Here is a 21,339-nt window from a genome sequence, read left to right as displayed (position 1 = left end):
GAGTAGGCGCACTCCTGCGGCAGGGCGCGGGTCTCGACTGTGGACGTCGGGGCCCGCGTCTTCGTCGTCACACCTCGACGGCTGCTTCGGCGCGGTGCTCGCGGCGGCGCATCGCGAGGACGGTGACGATGCTCAACACCGCGAGCAGCAGTCCGCTCACCAGTGTGGTCGCGTGCAGTCCGTCGACGAAGGCCTCTCGCGCGGCCGTTGCCAGGGCGTCTCCGCCGGTGCTCATGGCGTCGGCGCGGACGAGGGTCTCACCGAGCGATCCCGTCACCCCGCTGTCGCCGCCGCGGGACAGGAAGACCGCGGTGGCCAGCGAGCCGAAGAGAGCCAGGCCGAGGGCGGTTCCCAGTTCGAAACAGGTCTCCGAGATGCCCGACGCGGCACCGGACTGCTCCGGCGGCACGGCGCCGACCACCACGTCGGTCACCAGCGAGAACTGCACACCGTATCCGATTCCGGCGAGAGCGCTCAGGGCCATGTACACCAACAGCGACGACGTGGTGCCCAGTGCGATGAATCCGAGATTCGCCGTCGCGGCGACCACCAGCGAGCCGGCCAGGGCGTACCGCTTTCCGACCAGTCGGGCGATGCGATCGGCGACGACGGAGAAGACGGCGATCGTCACCGCCATCGGGAGTCCGGCGAGCGCCGCGGCCAGAACGTCGTGGCCCAGCACCGACTGGAGATAGACGTTCGAGAGATAGGCGATGCCGCCCTCGGCCATCATTCCCACCAGCGCGATGGCGAGGCACACGCTCACCGTGGGGTTGCGGAACAGGTTCAAGTCCAGGAGGGGATCTCGCGTGCGCGCCTCGTGGCGGAGGAATACTGCGAACATCGCGATGCCGACCAGACCCGCCGTCGCCGCAAGCGGCGAGACCCCCTCGGTCGCGAGCGCCTTGACCGCGTAGACGGCGGGGAGGACGCCGAGCAGTGACAGCGCGACACCGACGACGTCGAACCGACCGGTGCGGGCCGATCGGTACTCGGGGAGGACGAACGGCCCCGCCGCGAAGAGCACCGCGAGCACCGGCACGTTGATCAGGAACACCACTCCCCACCAATAGTGGTGCAGCAGAAGGCCTCCGAGAACCGGGCCAATAGCGGCACCGCCGGCGAACGCCGAGGTCCACACCCCGATGGCGCGAGCGCGTTCGTGACTGCGCGTGAACATGTTGGCGATCAGCGCGAGGCTCGCGGGCATCAGCGTCGCACCTCCCACGCCCATCAACGCGCGGGCCGCGATCAAAGCCCCGGCACCGGGCGAGAACGCGGCGAGCACCGACGCACCGCCGAAGACACCCGCGCCGCACAGCAGAATCCGCCGTCGCCCGATCCGATCGCCGAGGTTGCCCATCGTGATGAGCAGCCCGGCGATCAGGAACCCGTAGATGTCGAGGATCCACAACTGCTGTGTGGCCGACGGGTCGAGCGCCGCGGTGATCGTCGGCATCGCCAGGTACAGCACTGAGAAGTCCATCGAGACCAGCAGTACCGGCAGCATCAGAACCGCGAGCCCGAACCATGTCTTCCGATCGGCCGCGGGTGCGGTGCCGGTGGGCGGCGGGACCGAGGGCATGCGTGCGGGCTCCAGATCTGTGAGGTGTGGATCGCGGGCGCGGCCGGCGATGCAAGCGCGACCGCGGCCCGTTCAGGCTACGCCGGATATGCGGTGGTCAGCGACCTCGTTTCCGGCCGATCGACATCAGAAGCACACCGGTGATTCGATCGCGGACCGCGACGGTCCCGGGTGGAGTACAACGGGCTGTGGAGGCCGCCCACGGCCGCCGGCAAGGAGAGGCGTGGCCACGATCGGCAGGCTGGCCGCCGCGACGATCCTCGTCGCGGCGACCGCACTCGTGGCCGGTTGCGGCACCGCCGGTCCCGGCCCGGTGCCCATGCGATCGGTCCTCGGTCCGGCAGAGCGCGTGCTGAACGTCCTGGCATGGCCGGGCTACGCCGAGGACGGGAGCAACAACCGGTCCGTGAACTGGGTGCAGCCGTTCCGGGACCTGACCGGCTGCCAGGTGGAGGTCAAGACCTTCGGCACCTCCGACGAAGCGGTGTCCTTGATGCGGACCGGTCAGTTCGACGTGGTCTCGGCATCGGGCGACGCGTCGCTGCGGTTGATCGACGCCGGTGACGTACAGCCGATCAACACCGCGCTGGTCCCCTCGTACTCCGACATCTATCCCTTCTTGAAGGGCAAGCCGTGGAATGCGAAGAACGGGATCACCTACGGCGTGCCGCACGGCTGGGGTGCCAATCTCCTGATGTATCGCACCGACGTCGTGCGACCCGCGCCCACGTCCTGGCGGGCCGTGTTCGAGGACGCGCCGCGCTATGCGGGCCGGGTGACCGCTTACGATTCGCCGATCTACATCGCCGACGCCGCGCTGTATCTGATGCGGCACCGGCCCGATCTCGGCATCACGAATCCCTACGCGCTCGACCGGAGGCAGTTCGACGCGGCCGTCGCGCTGCTCGAGGAGCAGCGCAGAGCGGTCGGCGAGTACTGGAACGACATCGTCCGCGAGGTGCAGGCGTTCAGCGCGGGCTGGAGCGTGCTCGGTTCCACGTGGCAGATGGCGGCCAACCTCGCCCGCGACGGCGGTGCTCCGGTGGCGACGGTGCTGCCCGATGAGGGATCGACGGGGTGGTCGGACTCGTGGATGATCAGTTCCCGGGCCGAGCATCCGAACTGCGCGTACCGCTGGGTCGACTACATCGTGAGCGCGCGGGTCAACGCGCGCGTCGCGGAGTACTTCGGCGAGTCACCCGCGAACGCGCAGGCGTGCGAGCTGATGCGGGACCGGACGCACTGCGCGGTGTACCACTCCGCGGACCCCGAGTACGCCTCGCACATCTGGTACTGGACCACGCCGATGCGCGACTGCGTCGACGGTCGCAAGAACGTCGAGTGCGTCGGCTACGACGGGTGGTCGAAGGCGTGGCTTCAGATCAAGGGATAGCCGCGCGCCGTCGTCAGATCGCGTACTGGAAGACGGTGAGCATGCGGGCACCGAACCAGCCGGAGAACAGGGCGGCGACTGCGAGGAAGGCGATGATCTCGGTCCGCGGCCGTCGCGCGATCCGCACGGCCACCGGGATCAGCAGGACGAACGCGGGCAGGAGCAGTCGCGCACGGCTCATCATCAGGCCGTCCGACAGCAGGATCGACGCCAGCACGGCCGCCGCGTAGACGAGCACCGGCCACGGCACGCGGTCGGCGACCGACCAACCGAACAACACGAGCACCGAGATGATCAACAGGGCCGTTGCGATCGCTGAGAAGTCCGATCCGCTGCCGAGCGTCTGGGTGAGGAATCGCCAGGTGGCCGCGCCGCCGTCGAATGTGGTGTTCCACCCCGTCGTCTGGATCTGAAACCAGCCCGTCGCCGAGCCGGTCTGCGCCCACACCACTGCCAGGTAGCCGAGGTAACCGAGCGGCGCGAGAATCACGGCGGCCCACGCACGAGGGCCGTCGCGCCGGGCCACGATCGCTGCGAGCATCACGGCGGCGATCACCGCGACGCCGGTCGGCCGGACGAGTCCGGCACCGAGGGCGCAGAGTCCGGCGAGCAGCCACTGCCGCTCCAGGACTCCGACGAGCGCCCAGCCCGCGAGTGCGCAGAACACCGCCTCGGTGTAGGCCATGTTCAGCACCACCGACATGGGCGTGGCGGCGAAGAGGCCCACCAGGACCAGTCCGGCCGTCGAGGCTTGGTCGGGCGTCGACCGAACCGAGGAACGGATCCGCCCGGAGCAGATCACTCCGATACGACCCACCGCCACCGCGGCGAGGCATCCCGCGACCACGTTGACGATCATGGCCGCGGCGAACGGCGACAGGCCGGGGACCAGGGCGACGGTCCGCACCGTCATCGGATAACCGGGGAAGAATGCGTACGCGGTGAACTCCGTGTGGACGCCGTTTCCGTCGGTGAACCACAGGGGGATTCCGCCGTAGCCGTGCTGGGCGATGCCGAGCATCCACTCGCCGTCCCACATGGACAGCAGCGCGGTGAGACCGGTGTGGTGGAGTCCGGCGAAGACGGTGAGGATCACGATGCCGACGACGCGAATCGTCAGGTACACCCCGACGCATCGAAGGGCGAACTCGTGGGTGATGCCGAAGCGTCGCATGGTGGACATCGGGCGCACGGTAGTCATCGGAGGTGATCCTACGGTGGCCTCCGCGAAATGTGCCGCGCCAGGTCCGGCGGGTAAGGTGAACCCCGCGCGATTCCCGCAGAAGCTGCAGAAGCTCATGTAGACGAGACAGCTGTACAGATAAGGAAGGTTGCACGACGTGGCACTGGTCGTCCAGAAGTATGGCGGATCCTCGGTGTCGGATGCCGAGCGCATTCGCCGGGTCGCCGAGCGCATCGTCGAGACCAAGCGCGCAGGGAACGACGTGGTCGTCGTCGCCTCTGCGATGGGTGACACCACCGACGAACTGCTCGATCTGGCAGAACAGGTGAACCCGAATCCCCCCGACCGTGAGATGGACATGCTGCTCACGTCCGGCGAGCGCATCTCCAATGCGCTGCTCGCCATGGCGATCGAGGGCCTCGGGGAGAACGCGCAGTCGTTCACCGGCTCGCAGGCCGGCGTGATCACCACGAGCAGCCACGGCAAGGCCAAGATCATCGACGTGACTCCGGGCCGGGTCCGCAGTGCGCTCGACGAGGGGAAGATCGTCCTCGTCGCCGGTTTCCAGGGCGTCTCGCAGGACACCAAGGATGTGACCACGCTGGGCCGCGGCGGATCGGACACCACCGCCGTCGCCCTCGCCGCCGCTCTCGAGGCCGACGTCTGCGAGATCTACACCGACGTCGACGGCATCTACACGGCCGACCCGCGCATCGTCAGCAATGCCAAGCACCTCGATCACATCTCTTTCGAGGAGATGCTCGAGATGGCCGCATGCGGCGCGAAGGTGCTGATGCTGCGTTGCGTGGAATACGCCCGCCGATACAACGTTCCAGTTCATGTGCGCTCGTCGTACTCGACTAAGCCCGGCACCGTTGTGTCCGGCTCGATGGAGGACATCCCCGTGGAAGAAGCAATCCTCACCGGCGTCGCCCACGACCGCAGCGAAGCTCAGGTCACCGTGGTCGGCATCGAAGACAAGCCCGGTTACGCGGCGAAGGTGTTCCGCGCCGTCGCCGACGCCGAGATCAACATCGACATGGTCCTGCAGGGCGTGTCGGCGGTGGAGACCGGGAAGACCGACATCACCTTCACGCTGCCGAAGGAGCTCGGCGAGGTCGCCGTGGCCGAACTGGGCAAGCTCAAGTCGGAGATCGGCTTCCGCGAGGTGGTGCTCGACGACAACATCGGCAAGGTGTCGCTGGTCGGTGCGGGAATGAAGAGTCATCCGGGGGTCACCGCGACCTTCTGCGAGTCGCTCAGCGACGCGGGCATCAACATCGAACTGATCTCCACCTCCGAGATCCGGATCTCGGTCCTCGTCCGTGAATCCGATCTGGATCCGGCGGTCCGCGTTCTGCACGAGGCCTTCGGTCTCGGCGCCGACGAGGACGCCGTGGTCTACGGCGGCACCGGACGATAGGAGGACGCTCAGATGGGTATTCGACTCGGAGTAGTCGGCGCCACCGGCCAGGTCGGCGGCGTCATGCGTCAGATCCTCGAAGACCGGAACTTCCCGGCCGACGAGGTGCGGTTCTTCGCGTCGCCGCGGTCGGCGGGCAAGAAGCTGCCGTGGCGCGGCGGTGAAGTGGTGGTCGAGGACGCGACGACCGCAGATCCGGCGGGGCTCGACATCGCTCTGTTCTCCGCGGGCGGAACCATGTCGAAGGTGCAGGCGCCGCGGTTCGCCGCCGCCGGAGTAACGGTGATCGACAACTCGTCGGCCTGGCGCAAGGATCCCGATGTGCCGCTGATCGTGTCGGAGGTGAACGGTGAGCTCGCGAAGAACCCGCCCAAGGGCATCATCGCGAACCCCAACTGCACCACGATGGCTGCGATGCCGGTGCTCAAGCCACTGCACGACGCCAAGGGGTTGCGCCGGCTGATCGTCTCCAGCTATCAGGCGGTCTCGGGCAGCGGGCTGTCGGGCGTGCAGGAACTCGCGGGGCAGGTGCGCGCCGGCGTCGACGGCGCCGAGCAGCTCGTCTACGACGGGCACGCCGTCGATCTCGGCGAGAAGATCAATTACGTCGCGCCGATCGCGTTCAACGTGGTGCCGCTCGCGGGCAACCTCGTCGACGACGGCAGCGGTGAGACCGACGAGGACCAGAAGCTGCGCAACGAGTCGCGACGCATCCTCGGCATCCCCGAGCTGTTGGTCAGCGGAACCTGCGTCCGCGTCCCGGTCTTCACCGGCCATTCGCTGTCGATCAACGCCGAGTTCGATGAAGCGGTGACCCCCGAGCAGGCACGCGAGATCCTCGACGGCGCGCCCGGGGTCCGGCTCGCGGACGTGCCCAACCCGCTCGACGCGGCCGGCGGCGACGTCTCTCTCGTCGGGCGTATCCGTCAGGATCCGGGCGCTCCGGAGGGGCGTGGCCTCGCGCTCTTCGTCTCCGGAGACAACCTGCGAAAGGGTGCCGCGCTCAACACGATCCAGATCGCCGAACTGCTGGTCTGACGACGCGCGCCTGGCGGCGGGCGGGTTCGCTCGTCGGCGGCGAACGTCGAAATCGGGACTTACCAAGCGGTAACTTATGGCGTAGATTACTCTCGTGAGAAAAATTCGGGGATTCGTCTCGTCCAGAAGTTCATCCGTTTCCAGCGTCGTCAGGCGCACCGGTTCGATCGCCGTCGTCGGTGCGGTCGCGGCCTCCGGGCTCGTCGCCGGCACCGGCGACGCGGGTGCCGTCGGCGACTTCTATCGCCCTCCCGCTCGGTTGTCGGAGGCCCCGGGATCGGTGGTTCGCACCCAGCCCACGCAGCTCCTGCTGCAGATCCCGGGCGTTCGCAACCAATGGCCGGGGACCGCGACCCGCATCATGTACACGACCACGCGGCAGGACGGGAAGCCGACGGCCGTCACCGGCGCAGTGGTCGAGCCGACCGCGCCGTGGCACGGCAGGGGGCCGCGGCCCACCGTCGTATTGGCGCCCGGCACCGTCGGACAAGGCGACCAGTGCGCGGGGTCGAAGATGCTCTCGCTGCCGATGTCCATCGACCCGACCAAGCCGAGTCTCGGCGTCAACTACTCCGGGCTCGAGATGAACCTCTTCCTGCTCAACGGCGTGCGGGTGGTGCTCACCGACTACGTCGGCATGGGCACGCCCGGCATCCACACGTACGTGAACCGTCTCGAGTCCGGTCGGGCCGTGCTCGACGCCGCCCGCGCCGCACTCAAGGTGGCCAAGGCCCCCAAGGACGCTCCTGTCGCCTTCTCCGGCTACTCCCAGGGCGGCGGTGCGACCGCGTCGGCAGCCGAGCTGGCGTCCACCTACGCCTCCGACCTCAACGTGAAGGCCACCTACGCCGGTGCGCCTCCCGCGGATCTGTCCAAGGTGATCGGCCAGATCGACGGCACCTTCATCTCGGGCGCGATCGGCTACGCCATCAACGGACTCGTGGCGCGGTATCCGGCGCTCGACCCGATCCTGAAGAAGGAGACCAGCGCGACCGGGCGCCGCGCCCTGAAAGACGTCGCGACGCAATGCATCGCCGACACCGGTCTCACGCACGGATTCCAGCGCACCGACCAGTGGACTCGCAACGGGAAGTCGCTGAGCGCGGTCATCAAGAAGTACCCCCGCGTCCAGAAGATGCTCGACGACCAGCGGATCGGCCGCCTCAAGCCGAACGCACCGGTGCTGATCTCCACCGGGGTCAGTGACGACGTCATCCCGCACGGACAGGTGGTGCAGCTGTACCGCGACTGGAAGGCCCAGGGGGCGGACGTGCGGCTCGACAACGATTTCACGCCGCCGATCTTCCCCGGGCTGGTCGTGAATCACGCACTGCCGATGCTGGCCAAGATGCTGCCGGCGACGAGTTTCATCCTCAGTGAGTTGAACAGCTGACCAGTCGGTCGTGTGCAAGTGGTCGCCCGTGATCGGCGATCATGTGATCGACTACTGGTCATGACTGACATGAAGCGCTTCCTGATCGCCCTGTCGGCGGCGGTCATCGGGCTCGTCACGGTGTCGACGACGACTGCCGTGGCGAGCCCGGCCGTTCCCGGCGTCGGCCCGGCCTCCACTTCGCTGATGCACGGTGATCCCGAATCGACCGACAGCACCGTCCTGCGCGGGCCGGGCAAGACCGGGCATGTCGCGGCGTCGAGCGTGCCCGGCGGTGTGTGCGCCGCGACTTTCGTGGGCTCGGACGGCTTCCCGGTCTCGTTGTGCACGGCCTACGTCGCGGGTACCCCGCCGCAGTTCGCCACTCCGGTGGTGACCATGTTCGATCCGCGGACCGCCCAGGTCGTCGCGCGGCTGCCGCTGACCAAGGGCAAGCTCCTCGGCGGGGTGTACGGGTTCCTCGACGACCGGAACCGGGTGGTGGTGGCCGACGGCTCGGGCAAGATCCTGCGGGTCGGTCACCACCGGACGCGGTCCGGCTGGGCGCTGCGCGTCGACGAGAGCACCGACGTGTCGAAATACCTCGGCGGCGACGGCGTGACCGGGTTGGCCCCCGACTATCAGGGGCGCACCTGGTTCGCGACCACCGAGGGCGTCATCGGCACCGTGCTGCCCGACGGCCGGGTCGGGGCCACGCGCCTGCCGAAGGGCGAAGAACTGGGCAACGGGCTCACCGTCCGTCGCTCCGGTGCGTCGGTGCTGACCACGCACGCACTCTACGAGATGCGCGCGGATGCCGACGGCGTGCCGCGGACGGTGTGGCGGCGCGCCTACGATCGCGGTGCCGCCCGCCGGCCGGGGCAGCTGACCTGGGGATCGGGCACCACGCCGACCTACTTCGGTCCCGGCGGCGACGGCTGGGTCGCGATCGTCGACAACGCCGCGGTGCCGAACCTGATCGTCTACCGCTCCGACGACGGTTCGCAGGTATGCCGGACGCGGGCCTTCGCATCACCGAACCAGGGGACCGAGAACTCCCCGATGGCGTGGGGCGACAGCCTGGTGATCCCCAGCACGTACGGATTCCAGTACCCGCCGATGGCGGTGAGCGGTGGGCCGAGCGATCCGGCGTTCGCTCCCTTCCGCGGCGGTATGACGCGCATCGACGTCCGCGACGGGGCGTGCACGAGAGTATGGGAGAACACCACCGACCGAATGGCCACGCTGCCGCGGCTGTCCCGGGCGGACGGTCTGATCCACGGTCTCGCCTACGGCCCGTACGTGCCGGGACCGCAGCAGTCGGGACCGGTCGACTACGTCGCTGTCGACTTTCAGACTGGTCGACGGGTGGCGACGCGGCGCGTGGGGACCGCGCCGATCGACGAGCCGATGCAGCTCACCGGCATGATCGCGCCGGGCGGAACACTCTGGCAGGGCACCGTGACCCGGATGCTGAAGATCTCCGGCTAGTGCCCACCGGACCGGCGTGCGCGTCGTGCCATCATCAATGACATGACCACTCCCGGACCGTTCGACGACGACGCCGACCGCGATCGGATTCCGACGCAGGCCGAACTCGACGCCGAGGACCTCGCCGAGATCGCGCGGCGGTCGAAGGACAGCGATCTCAGCGGCAGGTATCCGGCGCGTCCCGTCGACCCCGGCCCGCCGCCGGTCGCGCTCGTCCGTGACGCGCGCGTGGTCTGGGCGATCGCCGCGGTGGCGTGCCTGGCGTGGGTCGTGTACGGATTCGCCAATCTCTCCTGGCTCGAGGGGTTGATGGCCGAGCGTCTGCAGCCAGGTCTGCAGAACGTCCCGGGGGTGGATCCGGGGGAGAAGGCGGCCTCGATGGCGTCGTTCTGGACGCCCGCGCTGCTCGTGGGCATCCCGCTGTTCACGGCACTGGGATATCCGCTGCTTGTCGGTACCGCGCGGGCGCACAGCCGCAATCTGCGCAGCATCTATCTGTCGGTGATCACCGTGACGGTCCTGTTCACCGTCGTCGGTGCGGATCTGCTGTTCCACTATCCGGAGGTCTCGGCGTCGCTGCGAGTGCTCGCGTGGGTGCAATGCGGGGCGCTCGTCCTCTCCGCGCTCATCACCCTGCGCAGGCCGATCAACGAGTGGCTGCCGAAGTCGATGGCCATGAAACCCTTCCGGCGCGCCTCCGGCGGGTAGCTTGGGGACAGCGGGTCCGGTTCGGCCATGCGCCTGGAACCGTTCCCGTTTCGAGTTGACCGAACTAAGGAGAACGCAATGACCGTCACCCCCGTGTACCACGTCTCGTCGACCTCGACCGGCGGCGGCCGCGACAGCGAGGTGGTCTCCGAGTCGGGCCGGATCGACCTGGTGCTCGCTCCGCCCGTCGAGATGGGCGGCAACGGCGAGGGCAGCAATCCCGAGGAGCTGTTCTCCGCGGGCTACGCGGCGTGCTTCATGGGTGCGCTCCGGAACGTCGCCAAGAGCAAGGGCGCCACTCTCACCGACGCCACGTCGGTGAAGGTGAACATCGGCATCGGCAGCGACGACGCCGACGGCGGCTTCGGACTCACCGCCGACATCGAGGTGTATCTGCCCGGGCTCGACACCGCCGAGGCCGCCGAACTGGCACAGGCCGCGCACGCCTTCTGCCCGTACTCGAAGGCCACGCGCGGCAATATCGCGAGCACTGTCACATCGCGCGTGTGATTCGCGGCACGGGGCCCGGTACGGTGAACTCTCGTGAACAACTGGGCTATCGTCGCCGCCGCCGCAGTGCTGGCGGCCACCATCGCGACCATCGCATTCGTGCGATACCGGCAGAATGAGACCGCGGTACTCAAACGCGACGCCGAACTCGCCGCGTCGCTGCGCGAGCTGGCGGGCACCGACGCCGTCCGGCTCGCCGCGGTAGAGGAGTTCGAGACAGCGGTTTACGAGCGGCTGTTCTTCAGCCGAGCGATCGGTCCGCGCATTCGATCGGCCGTCTGGGCCCTGCTCGGGGGCGTCCTCGCGGCGTCCGCGGTGCTGCTCCTGGATGGGATCGACAGTGCTGTGGGCGTCGTGGCCTGGGCCGCCGCGATCGTCTTCGCCATCGGATTCACCCTCGCCGCGGTGGTGTACGCCGCTGTGGCGGGATACTCGGCGCTGACCACCCCGCGGGTGTCCTTCGCGGACTCGTACGAGTCCGACGAGGAATGACGCCGGCTCGCACCACCACGGGCCGCGCTCGTCTGTTCTACATCACAGTCGTGACGCTGGCGGTCGCCGCACTGGTGACGGCGTCGGCGATTCCCGTGGTCGGAGACCCCGCGGCCGTGGCGTTCGCGAGAGGGTCGATCCGCGTCGTCGACGACGCCGGTGCGCCCGGATCCGTCCTCGTGAGTCGCGAACTGTTCGCCTCGTCGCCGACCGCGGTCGTGGTCGCTCCGACGGCACGAGAGTCGGAGCGCCGCGCCGCGGCGGAGGCCGCGCGCGTCAATGGCGTGCCGGTCTTCGCGGTCGATGACACGAATTCCCGCACTGTCGCAGCGGAATTGGAGCGACTCGGTGTCGAGCGCGCGGTCCGGGTCGGCCGCGTCCCGGCACTGCCGGTTCCGGTCACCGACGACGTCCGGGTGCTCGCCGGCGGTGCCGCGACGCGCGGTGAGGGCACCGTGGTGCTGCTTTCGGCGGCCGGCGACGACGCGATCGCGACCGCCGAGGCGGCACACGCGGAGGTCGCGGCCGTGCCGTCGCCCGATCCGAGAAGCTCCGGGCGCGCAGTGAACCTCGTCAAGGCGCGGCCCGGGGCGCCGATCCTCGCGGTGGGATCGGGATTCGGCGACCCCCGGCTCCTGGCGCGCCGCGTCGAACTCGCGCGGAGCCTCCCGGAACTCCCCGGCGGCGGACAGTTGATGTTCCCGGGGCGCCGCGTCGTCGCGCTCTACGGATCGCCCGGTGCGCCCGAACTGGGGCCTCTGGGCAGGCAGAGCATCAGTGCGTCCATCCGGCGCGCGAAAGCCGTCGCAGCGCAGTACGACCGCCTCTCGCCCGTCCCGGTGGTCCCGGGCTTCGAGATCATCGTGACCGTCGCGTCCGCCGATCCAGGCCCGGGCGGCAACTACACCTCGGCGCTCGACGTGGCGGCGGTGCGGCCGTGGGTCGACGCCGCGCGCAAGGCCGGCGTCTACGTCACCCTCGACCTGCAACCGGGCCGGATGGACTTCCTCGACCAGGCCAAGATGTACCGGGAACTGCTGCTGCAGCCGCACGTCGGCCTGGCCCTCGACCCGGAGTGGCGGCTGAAGCCGAATCAAGTCCACCTGCAGCAGATCGGGTCCGTCTCGCCCGCGGAGGTGAACCGGGTCTCGACCTGGCTCGCCGACCTGGTCAAGAGTCGGAATCTGCCGCAGAAGGCCTTTGTCCTGCACCAGTTCGACGCCGACATGCTGGGTGACAGATCGAAGATCGACACCTCGCGCACCGAACTCGCGTTCCTCGTTCACGCCGACGGCCACGGTGTGCCGAACGTCAAGATGCAGACGTGGAACCGGATTGTCGCGGGCCTGCCTCCCCGGACGTGGCTCGGGTGGAAGAATTTCTACACGGAGGACAAGCCCATGTTCTCTCCTCGCCGGACCATGAACGTCGACCCCGTTCCCTGGTTCGTCTCCTATCAATAGAGAGAAGGGAACCGGCCAATGGCTTTGCCCGTCGACCAACTGGCTGCGGTGCCGGAGGCCGCGACCCGCAGGGACTCGCTCGAGATCATCCTCGAACAGGACCGTACGCGGCTGCAGGAACTGACCCCGGTGCGACATCAGCGGATGTCGGCCACGCCGTTCACGTTCTATCGCGGTGCGGCGGCGGTGATGGCCTCCGACCTCGCGGCGACTCCCAGCACCGGCATCGTGACCCAGTTGTGCGGAGACGCGCATCTGAGCAACTTCGGCTTGTTCCGGTCACCGGAACGCGCGATGGTCTTCGACCTCAACGATTTCGACGAGACGCACCCCGGCCCGTTCGAATGGGACGTGAAGCGACTCGCGGCCAGCATGGTCATCGCGTCGCAGGCGAACGGCTTCGACGAGACGACGGGCCGCAGCATGGCGCGCCTCGCGGCCAAGGCGTACCGGAAGACGATGATCGCCAGCGAGGCCAAGCCCGCCCTCGAATGCTGGTATGCGCGGGTCGACGCCGACGAGGTGGTCGCCGATCTCGGTGACCGCTTCGACACCGCCGCGTCGAAGCGGACGCAGAAGGCGCTCCGGAAGGCGCGGCACCGGGACAGCGCGCAGGCGCTCGAGAAGCTCTGCTACGTCGATCTCGCGGGGGCGCACATCAAGAGCGATCCGCCGCTGCTGGTGCCGGCGTCGGAGGTCGCGCCGTCGATGTCGAAGGTCCAACTCGACGACTACTTCGGTGAGGCCTTCGCACGCTACGCGCGCACCCTGCCCGCGCACGTCGCCGAGTTGTTCTCGCAGTACTCCTTCATCGAGGCGGCGCGAAAGGTCGTCGGCGTCGGCAGCGTCGGCACCCGGTGCTGGATCGCGCTCTTCGGCGGGGCGCGGGGGACCGATCCGCTCTTTCTTCAATTCAAGGAGGCCTCCGAATCGGTCCTCGCGCCGTTCGTACCGGGCTGCGAGTACACCAATCAGGGGCAGCGTGTCGTGTTCGGTCAGCAACTGTTGCAGGCGTCGAGCGACATCTTCCTCGGATGGGTCCGTGCCGCCGGCGCGGAGGCGACGGTCGACACCGACTTCTACGTGCGCCAGCTGCGCGACGGCAAGGGGTCGGTGGTCGTGGAGTCGCTGCTTCCGGCCGGGATGGAGTACTACGGGGCGCTGTGCGGCGAGGTGCTGGCGCAGGCGCACGCGCGTACCGCATCCCGCCACGAGATCGCGGCATACCTGGCCGACGCGGGAAAGGCCTTCGACGCGGCGATCGCCGACTTCTCGGTGGAGTACAGCCGCATCAACATCGGTGACCACGGACGCCTCGATGCCGCGGTCGCCGACGGGTCGGTCAGCTCCGGTGCCCTCGAAAACCCGTCCTGACCTGACGATTTAGTAGTTCGGCCGAGCTCGTTGTACGCTATTGCAGGTCATACACGGGGTATGGCGCAGCTTGGTAGCGCGCTTCGTTCGGGACGAAGAGGTCGTGGGTTCGAATCCCGCTACCCCGACGCTTTGGTTGAGAAGCAGTAGAGGCCCCCGGCCTGCAGAGATGCGAGCCGGGGGCTTCCTCGTATCGTGCGTGTCCGTTCTGCTCAGGTGTCAGATCGTCGTTGAGACCCGGCCTTGCGGTAGAGGTCAGGCTTCCGCGAGCTTACTGCTCAAGCAGATCGTGCCGACCCCGACGCTCGATACCGCGGCGTAACTGTTCCATCGGAGTTCTCTCGGTCAGTGATCGTGCTACGGCCGCCTTCTGGGCGGATTCGGGCTGACGGCGGGCACCCAGCCAGTTCATCAGCGATGGGACAGGCACCCACCCGAGTCGTTCAGAAGGAGGACTCCGGTCGCAGTTCACGCACCCAGTCTTGTGTTGAACTCGTGAGCCTGATTCACTTGAAAAAGTCCGCTGCTAACTGATGCAAGCGGACGCCGCCCCGTTCGGCGGTTGCTCTGGGGAGGGTAGTGAACCGGACGGGTGCGATGACGCGGTCCGTCCCGCTCCTGTCTAAGGGGAGGGAGCCGGACGGACCGCCCTCGAATAGCCGGTCTCGTGCGCGGGGAACTGCGCCGCGACCTCAAGCCTCGATCGGTAACTCGCGGATCACTCGCGCGGGATTGCCCGCGGCGAATACATGGTCGGGGAGATCGCGAGTGACGACGCTCCCGGCTCCCATCTGACGCGGCATCACCCAGCTGCCCTCGCCGAGGCCGCCCAGCAATTCACGCAGCAGTGCGTCGCGCACGCCGTCCTCGTCGGCGGCGGTCGCGTTGAATCGGTCCAGCAGCCGCGCGCAGGCCTTGCGCAACCCGACCAATTCGGGATCGGCGTCGCGGTACAACTCGCCGGTCAGCATCCGTTCCCGGTCGGTGGTCATGCCGTCTCGGTCAGCTGAACTGGTCTGCGAGCTGGGGCAACGACTGCTGAACGCTGTCGACGTCGCCGCCGTTCGACACCGCGGTCAGCGTCAGCAGCGACGCCTCCGGGCGGCAGCAGAACCGGGCGGGCGCGTACGGCGAGGTACCGAGGCCCGCGCTGACGTGCAGCTTCATCGTCGAACCCCAGTTGGAGACGCCCTTGACCCGCGAACGATCGAGATGGCAGTTGGTCACCAGCGCGCCGTAACCGGGCAGGCACAGCTGACCGCCGTGCGTGTGGCCCGCCAGCACGAGGTCGTACCCGTCGTCGGCGAAGGAGTCGAGCACGCGGGGCTCCGGTGAATGCGTCAGCCCCAGCCGCAGTTGCGCGAGCGGGTTGGGTCGCCCGGCGATCGCCTCGTAGCGGTCGCGTTCGATGTGCGGGTCGTCGACGCCGGCCGCGACGATGCGCACCGAGCCGACCTCGAGTTCGCGCACCGTGTGCGTGGCGTCGAGCCAGCCGCGTTCGGTGAAGGCCGCGCGCAGATCCTGCCACGGCAGCGGCTCGCCGTGCGTGCGTGTGTGGTTCTTCTTGAAGTACTTGAACGGGTTCTTCGGTTTCGGGCCGAAGTAATCGTTGGAGCCGAAGACGAACAGGCCGGGGCGCGCGAGCAGCCCGCCCAGTGCCTGCACCACAGCGGGGACCGCGCTGGGATGGGCGAGGTTGTCGCCCGTGTTGACCACCAGGTCGGGCTCGAGTCGCTCCAGCTCGGAGATCCATGCCTGCTTGAGATGCTGGTTCGGCATCATGTGGATGTCGCTGATGTGCAGCACGCGCAAGGGCGACGATCCCGGCTCCAGCACCGGCAGCGTCGCGTGACGCAGGGTGAATGCGTTGCGTTCGATCACCGTCGAATACACGAGACCGGCGGCGGCCGCACCGGCGACACCGGCCACGACGCGGGTGAGAGCTGAGGCGTCACGTGTGGTGCGCGAGGGCGCACCGAATCCGGGAACCGAGACCATGGACTTCAGGATACGCGCCGAAGACGCCCGCCGACCCCGCGCTGCGCCGTCAGCCGCCGGGCACCTCGATGACCACCGGACCCACTCCCGGCACCTGCACCGTCTTCTCCGCCGGTTTGTCGGACGTGCCGTCGCCGGAGGTCTTGCCGCGGCCGTTGCTCACGTACATCGCGATGGTGCTTCCCGGCATCGCGCTGTCGGAAGGAGCGGTGAAGACGACGGTGCCCTTGGGGCGAGTGCTGTCGACTTCGAGTTCGGTGACCTTGAAACCGGCCTCCTGCAAGCGCGAGGTGGCCTGGCTGGCCGGCAGTCCGCTCACTTGCGGGATGCGTCCGCGGTCACTGCCCGCGACGTACTGCGGATCCACGGGAGGCAGCGCGACCGGACCGAACTTGGTCGCGATCGGTCCGATCGCCGAGAACCACGTCCGTGCCGGCTCGAAGCCGCCGTATAGATTTCCGTCGCCGCACTGGCGCAGCGGCGAGGTGCAGATGCCCGCCGGGTGCGAACCGTCGTTGTAGGTGTAGACGGCGGCGGCGAGGCGGTTGGTGAATCCGAGGAAGGCCGCCGAGCGGTGCGCCTCGGTGGTGCCGGTCTTGCCCGACAGCGGCAGGTTCCAGCCCGCCGCCGAAGCCGCGGCCGCCGACGTGCCGCCGCCCTTGTCGTCCTCGCTCATCGCGTTCGCGAGCGTGTTGGCCAGCCCGGACTCGACGACCTGTTCGCACTTGGGCGGGTTGAACGGGACGTTGACCATCGCGCGCTGTCCGTTCTGGTCGAGCACCGCGTTGCCGTACTGATCGCGCTTGACCTGCTGGATCGACGCGATCGGGTTCGGCGGACACCACGTGCCTCCGGAGGCGAGGGTCGCTGCGACGTTGGAGAGTTCGAGCGCGTTCACTGCGAACGGGCCGAGCGTGAACGAGCCGAAATTACCCTTCTTCACATACTCGGCGAGGCTCTGATCGCCGACACCCGAGGTACCGGGCTCGTTGTACGAGCGCAGTCCGAGCCGCACCGCCATGTCGACCGCGGGCTTCACCCCGACCTGCTGAAGCAGCTGGACGAAGGTGGTGTTCGGCGACGTGGCGAGGGCCTGCGTCACCGAGGCCGACGGAGGGTACGCGCCGGCGTTCTTGACGCAGTACGCGTTCACCGGACAACCGAACGCGCCGTTGCTGTCGCCCATGCCGTACACCGCGACGCTCGACGGGATCGGCAGCACGCTGCCCGTGCCCAACCCCTTCTCCATCGCCGCGGCCGTGGTGAACAGCTTGAAGATCGAGCCGGCGCCGTCGCCGACGAGAGAGAAGGGCTGCGGTTGAACAGTCTCATCGCGCTTGGCGTCGAGGCCGTAATTGCGGCTCGAGGCCATCGCCAGCACGTCGTGAGAGTCCTTGCCGGGAGCGACGATGCTCATCACGGTCGCGATGCCGTCGGTGTCCGGAGCGGTGTGCTGCTGCGCGGACCGCACCGCATCGGCCTGGACCTCGGGATTCAGGGTGGTTCGGATGAGGTAACCGCCCCGCATCACCTGTGCGCGCGGGATGCCGTTGTCGGCCAGGTACTGCAGGACATAGTCGCAGAAGAAGCCGTTGTTGTGCGCGGAGATGCATCCCTGCACGGGGGTCTTCGGCGCGGGCACCACGCCGAGCGGCTTCTTCTTCGCCGCCTCAAGTTCGGCGCGACGTTCGGGGAAGTTCTCGATCATGGTGTCGAGCACGGTGTTCCGCCGCGCCATGGTGGCCTGCGGATCGGTGTACGGGTTCAGCCCGGAGCTCGACTGGACCATGCCGGCGAGCATGGCCGCCTGTTCCACCGTCAGCTCCTTCGCGGAGTGACCGAAGTACGTCTGGGCCGCGGCCTCCACACCGTAGGCGTTGTTGCCGAACGGTACGACGTTCAGGTAGCGGGTCACGATCTGCTTCTTCGCGTCCTGCTTCGCGGCGGCGTCGTCGAGTCCCTTCTCCCGCTTGGCCTGATCGGTGAGCGTCTGCTCCAGAGTCAGGGCCATCCGCACCTCCCGCAGTTTGCGCGCGGGTGTCGTCTCCGTGGCCGCTTCGCGCTCGGCCTCGGTCCGGGCCAGAACCAGCAGTTGGTAGTTCTTGATGTACTGCTGATCGAGCGTCGAGGCACCCTGTTGCACCTCACCCGACGACGAGTTCTTCAGGGCCGCACGGATGGTGCCCTTCCAGTCGACGCCGTCGTGTTCGAGGAAACGCCGGTCCTCGATCGAGATGATCGCCCGGATCATGTCCTGCGAGATGTCGTTGTATCCGACCTGGTAGCGGTACTGGTCGTAGAGGAGCGCAATCGGTGTGCCGTTCGCGTCGGTCACCGTGGTGACTTCGGGGACGGTTCCGCCCAGCAGCTCGGACGACGAGTTCTCCATCGTGGCGGCTGCCCGGTTCGAGAGCACGCCCATTCCGGTGGCGACGGGGAACAGGAGTCCGGCCACGAGGACCGCGGCCATCACGACGGCGACGGCCAGGCCTGCGAGGTTCGAAGTCTTGCGCACGATGGCCAGGATACGTGTGATTCGCCGCGGGGCGCCGTATCCACCTGCGCGGATGTCGGCCCGACCTGCGTCGAACTCAGGACCATAGCCCACCGACTTGCGTTGCATCGGCCGCCTCAATAGATTGGAAACGTGAGTTACCTAACAAAGAAACTCATTGGTAGGTACGAATCACAGCAGGATCTTATGCATGCGCTCAACCAGGGGCATGTCGATGGGTTTGTGAAAGGCGGGATTGCGCAATGACTCTGGCGCCGTTGACCACCGTTGACTCAGAGGCTCGACTGGCTTGGGTTTCCCAGGCGCGTTGTCGTGGAGGTGACCCGGACGATCTGTTCGTCCGCGGAGCTGCTCAGAGGAAGGCTGCGACCATCTGCAGACACTGTCCGGTGCAACTCGAGTGCGGTGCGGATGCGCTCGACAATCGCGTCGAGTTCGGCGTCTGGGGCGGAATGACCGAGCGGCAGCGTCGCGCGCTGCTCCGTCAGCATCCCGAAGTGACGTCGTGGGCGGCGTTCTTCGAAGCGCAGCGCCGACGACAGCGTCTCGGCGCAGTTCCCGACCAGAACTGAACGACGAGGAGCCCGGCACGCGCCGGGCTCCTCGTCGTCTGGGGCTGTGCGGTCCTTCGGTCAGCCGCGGCTGGTGATCTGTTCGGCGACTGCGCGCAGGGCCGACATGTCGGCCACCTCGAAGGGCAGCGCCGGCACACCCACCAGCGGAACGCTCGGGTGCGACGAGGTGAACCGCTGAAGCAGGCGCACCTCGCGCTTGGCGGTGGCGGCGCGCTCGGTGTGCACTTTCAGCACGCCGCGCGTCAGTTCATCGTCCATGCCGGTCATCGCGGTCTCGGCCGCAGCGGCCGTCATGGAGGTGAGCGTCGGGTGGGTCCGGTTCACGATCAGGCCGGTGAGCGGCATCGAGTCCTTCGACAGCCGTTCGACGAAGAACGAGGCCTCGCGCAGCGCATCGGGCTCGGGGGCGGCCACCACGACGAACTCGGTTCCGGGCTGCTTGAGCAGTTCGTAGGTGCGGTTGGCGCGCTCTTGGAATCCGCCGAACATCGAGTCGAGGGACTGTACGAAGGTCGCCACATCGCGCAGGATCTCCCCGCCGACGATCGTGGAGATGCCTCGCATCGCCAGGCTCATCGCCCCGGTCAGCACGCGGCCGACGCCGCGACCGCCGCCGACGAGCATGCGCATCAGTCGACCGGACAGGAACGAGCCGAGGCGCTGGGGGGCGTCCAGGAAGTCGAGCGCATTCCGGGAGGGCGGCGTGTCGACGATGATCAGATCCCACCGCTGCTCGTCGAGGAGTCGGCTCAGCTTCTCCATCGCCATGTACTCCTGCGTGCCCGAGAACGACGACGCCACTGTCTGATAGAAGCTGTTGTTCATGATCGACTCGGCGCGCTCCGGCGTCGAGTGTTCGATCACCATGTCGTCGAAGGTGCGCCGCATGTCGAGCATCATCGCGTCGAGACTGCCCGCGCCGTCGAGCCTGTCGAGGGGAACCGGCTGCGGTTCGTTGGTCAGCTCCGACATTCCCAGCGACTGGGCGAGGCGACGTGCCGGATCGATCGTCAGAACCGCCACTCTGCGGCCGCGCTCGGCGGCGTGCAGGGCCATCGCCGCGGCGGTCGTCGTCTTGCCGACGCCGCCCGACCCACAGCACACCACGACGCGGGTTCCAGGGTCGGCCAGCACCGCGCCCATCTTCAGGTCGGGCATTACGCTCCAGCCTCCTTGAGCACGGCGGACAGTTCGTACAGGGCGCCGAGGTCGACACCGTTCTCCACGGTCGGCAGTTCCACCTGCGCGGCGTCGACGTCGTCGAGTTCGGCGCGCGCGATCTGCTGCGCCTGAAGCCGTGCCGCGTAGTCGATGGTCTCGGTCAGCAGACCGGCCAGATCGTCGTCGGACAGGTGGACGCCGGCCTCCGCCAGGCTCTTCTCGATCCGTGCCGAGTCGATGCGGCCTTCGGCGATGGCGTCCGCCTCGGCCTCGGGAAGATAGGACGGGTTGACGCGATTGACGACGATGGCGCCGATGTTGAGGTTCTTGGCACGCAGTTCTGCGACTGCCTCGATGGTCTCCTGCACCGGCATGGCTTCCAGGAGGGTGCATAGGTGTATCGCGGTCTCCGGCGAATGCAGCAGTGCCGCAACACCTTCGGACTGATTCCGAATGGGGCCGCTCTTCGCCAGATCGCGCATCGCGGTGGTCACGTCGAGGAAGTTGCCGATTCGGCCGGTCGGGGGTGAGTCGACGACGATCGCGTCGTAGGTCCGCGCGCCGTTCTTGTCCGTGGCGATGACGCGTTCCTTGATCTTGCCGGTCACCAGGACGTCCTTGAGTCCGGGGGCGACGGTCGTGACGAAGTCGATCGCGCCGACCTTCTTGATCGCCCGCCCGGCGAAGCCGAGGTTGTAGAACATCTCCAGATACTCCAGCAGGGCGTGCTCGATCTGAAGTGCGAGCGCCCACACCGAGCCACCGCCGTCCATCCCGACCAGTTGAGTGTCGGTGGGCGGAAGCGGGGGGACGTCGAAGAGCTGGGCGATGGCCTGCCGTTCTTCGCACTCGACGAGCAGGACCTTCTTACCCTCGGAGGCGAGGGTGAGTGCCAGCGCTGAGGCCACCGTCGTCTTTCCGGTGCCGCCCTTGCCGGACACGAAATGCAGACGCGCGCTCGCCGCCTGCGCCGGCCACGCCCCGGGACCGTCCTTGCGAACTTCGTTGACCACGCCGATCACCTTATCGACCGTGTCTACTGTGACCGCGGTTAACCG

At 68.0% G+C, this 21,339-nt stretch carries 18 protein-coding genes and 1 tRNA gene; 12 read left to right on the top strand and 7 right to left on the bottom strand.

Going from position 1 to position 21,339, the window contains the following annotated elements; all coding sequences use genetic code 11:
- Positions 1-67: 67 nt before the first annotated feature.
- On the bottom strand, positions 68-1,585 hold the full coding sequence (locus ACZ5QD_RS13485) for an MFS transporter (protein WP_045537279.1): 1,518 nt from the start codon (positions 1,583-1,585) through the stop codon (positions 68-70).
- Between the two features lie 223 nt (positions 1,586-1,808).
- Between ACZ5QD_RS13485 and ACZ5QD_RS13480 the strand changes: the two genes are divergently transcribed.
- On the top strand, positions 1,809-2,978 hold the full coding sequence (locus ACZ5QD_RS13480) for an ABC transporter substrate-binding protein (RefSeq protein ID WP_375003410.1): 1,170 nt from the start codon (positions 1,809-1,811) through the stop codon (positions 2,976-2,978).
- Positions 2,979-2,991: 13 nt separating this feature from the next.
- Here the strand turns inward: ACZ5QD_RS13480 and ACZ5QD_RS13475 are convergent, their stop codons facing one another.
- Positions 2,992-4,179: a hypothetical protein gene (locus ACZ5QD_RS13475; RefSeq protein ID WP_006897387.1), complete on the bottom strand. Its 1,188-nt coding sequence runs from the start codon at positions 4,177-4,179 to the stop codon at positions 2,992-2,994.
- A 139-nt stretch (positions 4,180-4,318) separates the two neighbouring features.
- Here ACZ5QD_RS13475 and ACZ5QD_RS13470 point away from each other — a divergent pair, with 139 nt between their 5' ends.
- From ACZ5QD_RS13470 to ACZ5QD_RS13425, 10 genes are all read left to right on the top strand, one after another.
- Positions 4,319-5,584 carry an aspartate kinase gene (locus ACZ5QD_RS13470; RefSeq protein WP_039867782.1) on the top strand — a complete coding sequence of 422 codons (1,266 nt, stop codon included), beginning with the start codon at positions 4,319-4,321 and terminating at the stop codon, positions 5,582-5,584.
- Positions 5,585-5,596: 12 nt separating this feature from the next.
- Positions 5,597-6,622 (top strand): aspartate-semialdehyde dehydrogenase, encoded by a 1,026-nt coding sequence (locus ACZ5QD_RS13465; RefSeq protein WP_006897385.1) that lies wholly within the window; start codon positions 5,597-5,599, stop codon positions 6,620-6,622.
- A gap of 94 nt (positions 6,623-6,716) precedes the next feature.
- On the top strand, positions 6,717-8,015 hold the full coding sequence (locus ACZ5QD_RS13460) for a lipase family protein (protein WP_006897384.1): 1,299 nt from the start codon (positions 6,717-6,719) through the stop codon (positions 8,013-8,015).
- A gap of 60 nt (positions 8,016-8,075) precedes the next feature.
- Positions 8,076-9,485: a hypothetical protein gene (locus ACZ5QD_RS13455; protein WP_082083891.1), complete on the top strand. Its 1,410-nt coding sequence runs from the start codon at positions 8,076-8,078 to the stop codon at positions 9,483-9,485.
- A 42-nt stretch (positions 9,486-9,527) separates the two neighbouring features.
- Positions 9,528-10,193 carry a hypothetical protein gene (locus ACZ5QD_RS13450; protein ID WP_464366854.1) on the top strand — a complete coding sequence of 222 codons (666 nt, stop codon included), beginning with the start codon at positions 9,528-9,530 and terminating at the stop codon, positions 10,191-10,193.
- A 78-nt stretch (positions 10,194-10,271) separates the two neighbouring features.
- Positions 10,272-10,703: an Ohr family peroxiredoxin gene (locus tag ACZ5QD_RS13445; protein WP_464366853.1), complete on the top strand. Its 432-nt coding sequence runs from the start codon at positions 10,272-10,274 to the stop codon at positions 10,701-10,703.
- Between the two features lie 33 nt (positions 10,704-10,736).
- A complete protein-coding gene (locus ACZ5QD_RS13440) occupies positions 10,737-11,195 on the top strand; it encodes a hypothetical protein (RefSeq protein ID WP_045537280.1) in 459 nt (152 codons plus the stop codon).
- On the top strand, positions 11,192-12,658 hold the full coding sequence (locus ACZ5QD_RS13435) for a hypothetical protein (protein WP_464366852.1): 1,467 nt from the start codon (positions 11,192-11,194) through the stop codon (positions 12,656-12,658). The genes ACZ5QD_RS13440 and ACZ5QD_RS13435 overlap by 4 nt, the downstream gene beginning before the upstream one ends.
- A gap of 18 nt (positions 12,659-12,676) precedes the next feature.
- Positions 12,677-14,032 (top strand): DUF2252 domain-containing protein, encoded by a 1,356-nt coding sequence (locus ACZ5QD_RS13430; protein WP_045537282.1) that lies wholly within the window; start codon positions 12,677-12,679, stop codon positions 14,030-14,032.
- 54 nt (positions 14,033-14,086) lie between these two features.
- Positions 14,087-14,160, top strand: a tRNA-Pro gene (locus ACZ5QD_RS13425).
- Between the two features lie 564 nt (positions 14,161-14,724).
- Here the strand turns inward: ACZ5QD_RS13425 and ACZ5QD_RS13420 are convergent.
- Genes ACZ5QD_RS13420 through ACZ5QD_RS13410 form a run of 3 tightly spaced genes read right to left on the bottom strand, consistent with a single transcriptional unit; the run spans position 14,725 to position 18,500 of the window.
- Positions 14,725-15,024, bottom strand: a complete 300-nt coding sequence (locus ACZ5QD_RS13420; RefSeq protein WP_222110846.1) for a maltose acetyltransferase domain-containing protein — start codon at positions 15,022-15,024, stop codon at positions 14,725-14,727.
- Positions 15,025-15,034: 10 nt separating this feature from the next.
- Positions 15,035-16,030, bottom strand: coding sequence for a metallophosphoesterase (locus tag ACZ5QD_RS13415; RefSeq protein ID WP_222110847.1), 996 nt, complete (start codon positions 16,028-16,030; stop codon positions 15,035-15,037).
- Positions 16,031-16,079: 49 nt separating this feature from the next.
- Entirely contained in the window at positions 16,080-18,500 is a 2,421-nt protein-coding gene (locus ACZ5QD_RS13410; protein WP_045537298.1) for a penicillin-binding protein, read from the bottom strand.
- Positions 18,501-18,787: 287 nt separating this feature from the next.
- Here ACZ5QD_RS13410 and ACZ5QD_RS13405 point away from each other — a divergent pair, with 287 nt between their 5' ends.
- Positions 18,788-19,117 (top strand): WhiB family transcriptional regulator, encoded by a 330-nt coding sequence (locus ACZ5QD_RS13405; RefSeq protein ID WP_006897374.1) that lies wholly within the window; start codon positions 18,788-18,790, stop codon positions 19,115-19,117.
- Between the two features lie 60 nt (positions 19,118-19,177).
- On the opposite strand, the gene bagB is transcribed toward ACZ5QD_RS13405, so the two are convergent.
- Together bagB and bagA are read right to left on the bottom strand one after the other, a co-directional pair.
- Positions 19,178-20,278 carry an ArsA family ATPase gene (bagB, locus tag ACZ5QD_RS13400; RefSeq protein WP_006897373.1) on the bottom strand — a complete coding sequence of 367 codons (1,101 nt, stop codon included), beginning with the start codon at positions 20,276-20,278 and terminating at the stop codon, positions 19,178-19,180.
- Complete coding sequence (bagA, locus tag ACZ5QD_RS13395) at positions 20,278-21,303, bottom strand: ArsA family ATPase (RefSeq protein WP_006897372.1); 1,026 nt, start codon at positions 21,301-21,303, stop codon at positions 20,278-20,280. Before bagA ends, bagB begins: the two co-directional genes overlap by 1 nt.
- Between the last annotated feature and the right edge of the window lie 36 nt (positions 21,304-21,339).

This window comes from Gordonia sp. J1A (assembly GCF_055393515.1).
Note: the sequence above shows the minus strand (reverse complement) of the source record. Positions and strands in the feature narration are given on the sequence as shown.

Coding starts and splice junctions, on each gene's coding strand:
- ACZ5QD_RS13485 (WP_045537279.1), bottom strand. CDS start 1,585: ATGCCCTCGGTCCCGCCGCCCACCGGCACCGCACCCGCGGCCGATCGG.
- ACZ5QD_RS13475 (WP_006897387.1), bottom strand. CDS start 4,179: ATGACTACCGTGCGCCCGATGTCCACCATGCGACGCTTCGGCATCACC.
- ACZ5QD_RS13465 (WP_006897385.1), top strand. CDS start 5,597: ATGGGTATTCGACTCGGAGTAGTCGGCGCCACCGGCCAGGTCGGCGGC.
- ACZ5QD_RS13455 (WP_082083891.1), top strand. CDS start 8,076: ATGACTGACATGAAGCGCTTCCTGATCGCCCTGTCGGCGGCGGTCATC.
- ACZ5QD_RS13450 (WP_464366854.1), top strand. CDS start 9,528: ATGACCACTCCCGGACCGTTCGACGACGACGCCGACCGCGATCGGATT.
- ACZ5QD_RS13445 (WP_464366853.1), top strand. CDS start 10,272: ATGACCGTCACCCCCGTGTACCACGTCTCGTCGACCTCGACCGGCGGC.
- ACZ5QD_RS13435 (WP_464366852.1), top strand. CDS start 11,192: ATGACGCCGGCTCGCACCACCACGGGCCGCGCTCGTCTGTTCTACATC.
- ACZ5QD_RS13430 (WP_045537282.1), top strand. CDS start 12,677: ATGGCTTTGCCCGTCGACCAACTGGCTGCGGTGCCGGAGGCCGCGACC.
- ACZ5QD_RS13420 (WP_222110846.1), bottom strand. CDS start 15,024: ATGACCACCGACCGGGAACGGATGCTGACCGGCGAGTTGTACCGCGAC.
- ACZ5QD_RS13415 (WP_222110847.1), bottom strand. CDS start 16,030: ATGGTCTCGGTTCCCGGATTCGGTGCGCCCTCGCGCACCACACGTGAC.
- ACZ5QD_RS13410 (WP_045537298.1), bottom strand. CDS start 18,500: ATGGCCGCGGTCCTCGTGGCCGGACTCCTGTTCCCCGTCGCCACCGGA.
- ACZ5QD_RS13405 (WP_006897374.1), top strand. CDS start 18,788: ATGACTCTGGCGCCGTTGACCACCGTTGACTCAGAGGCTCGACTGGCT.
- bagB (WP_006897373.1), bottom strand. CDS start 20,278: ATGCCCGACCTGAAGATGGGCGCGGTGCTGGCCGACCCTGGAACCCGC.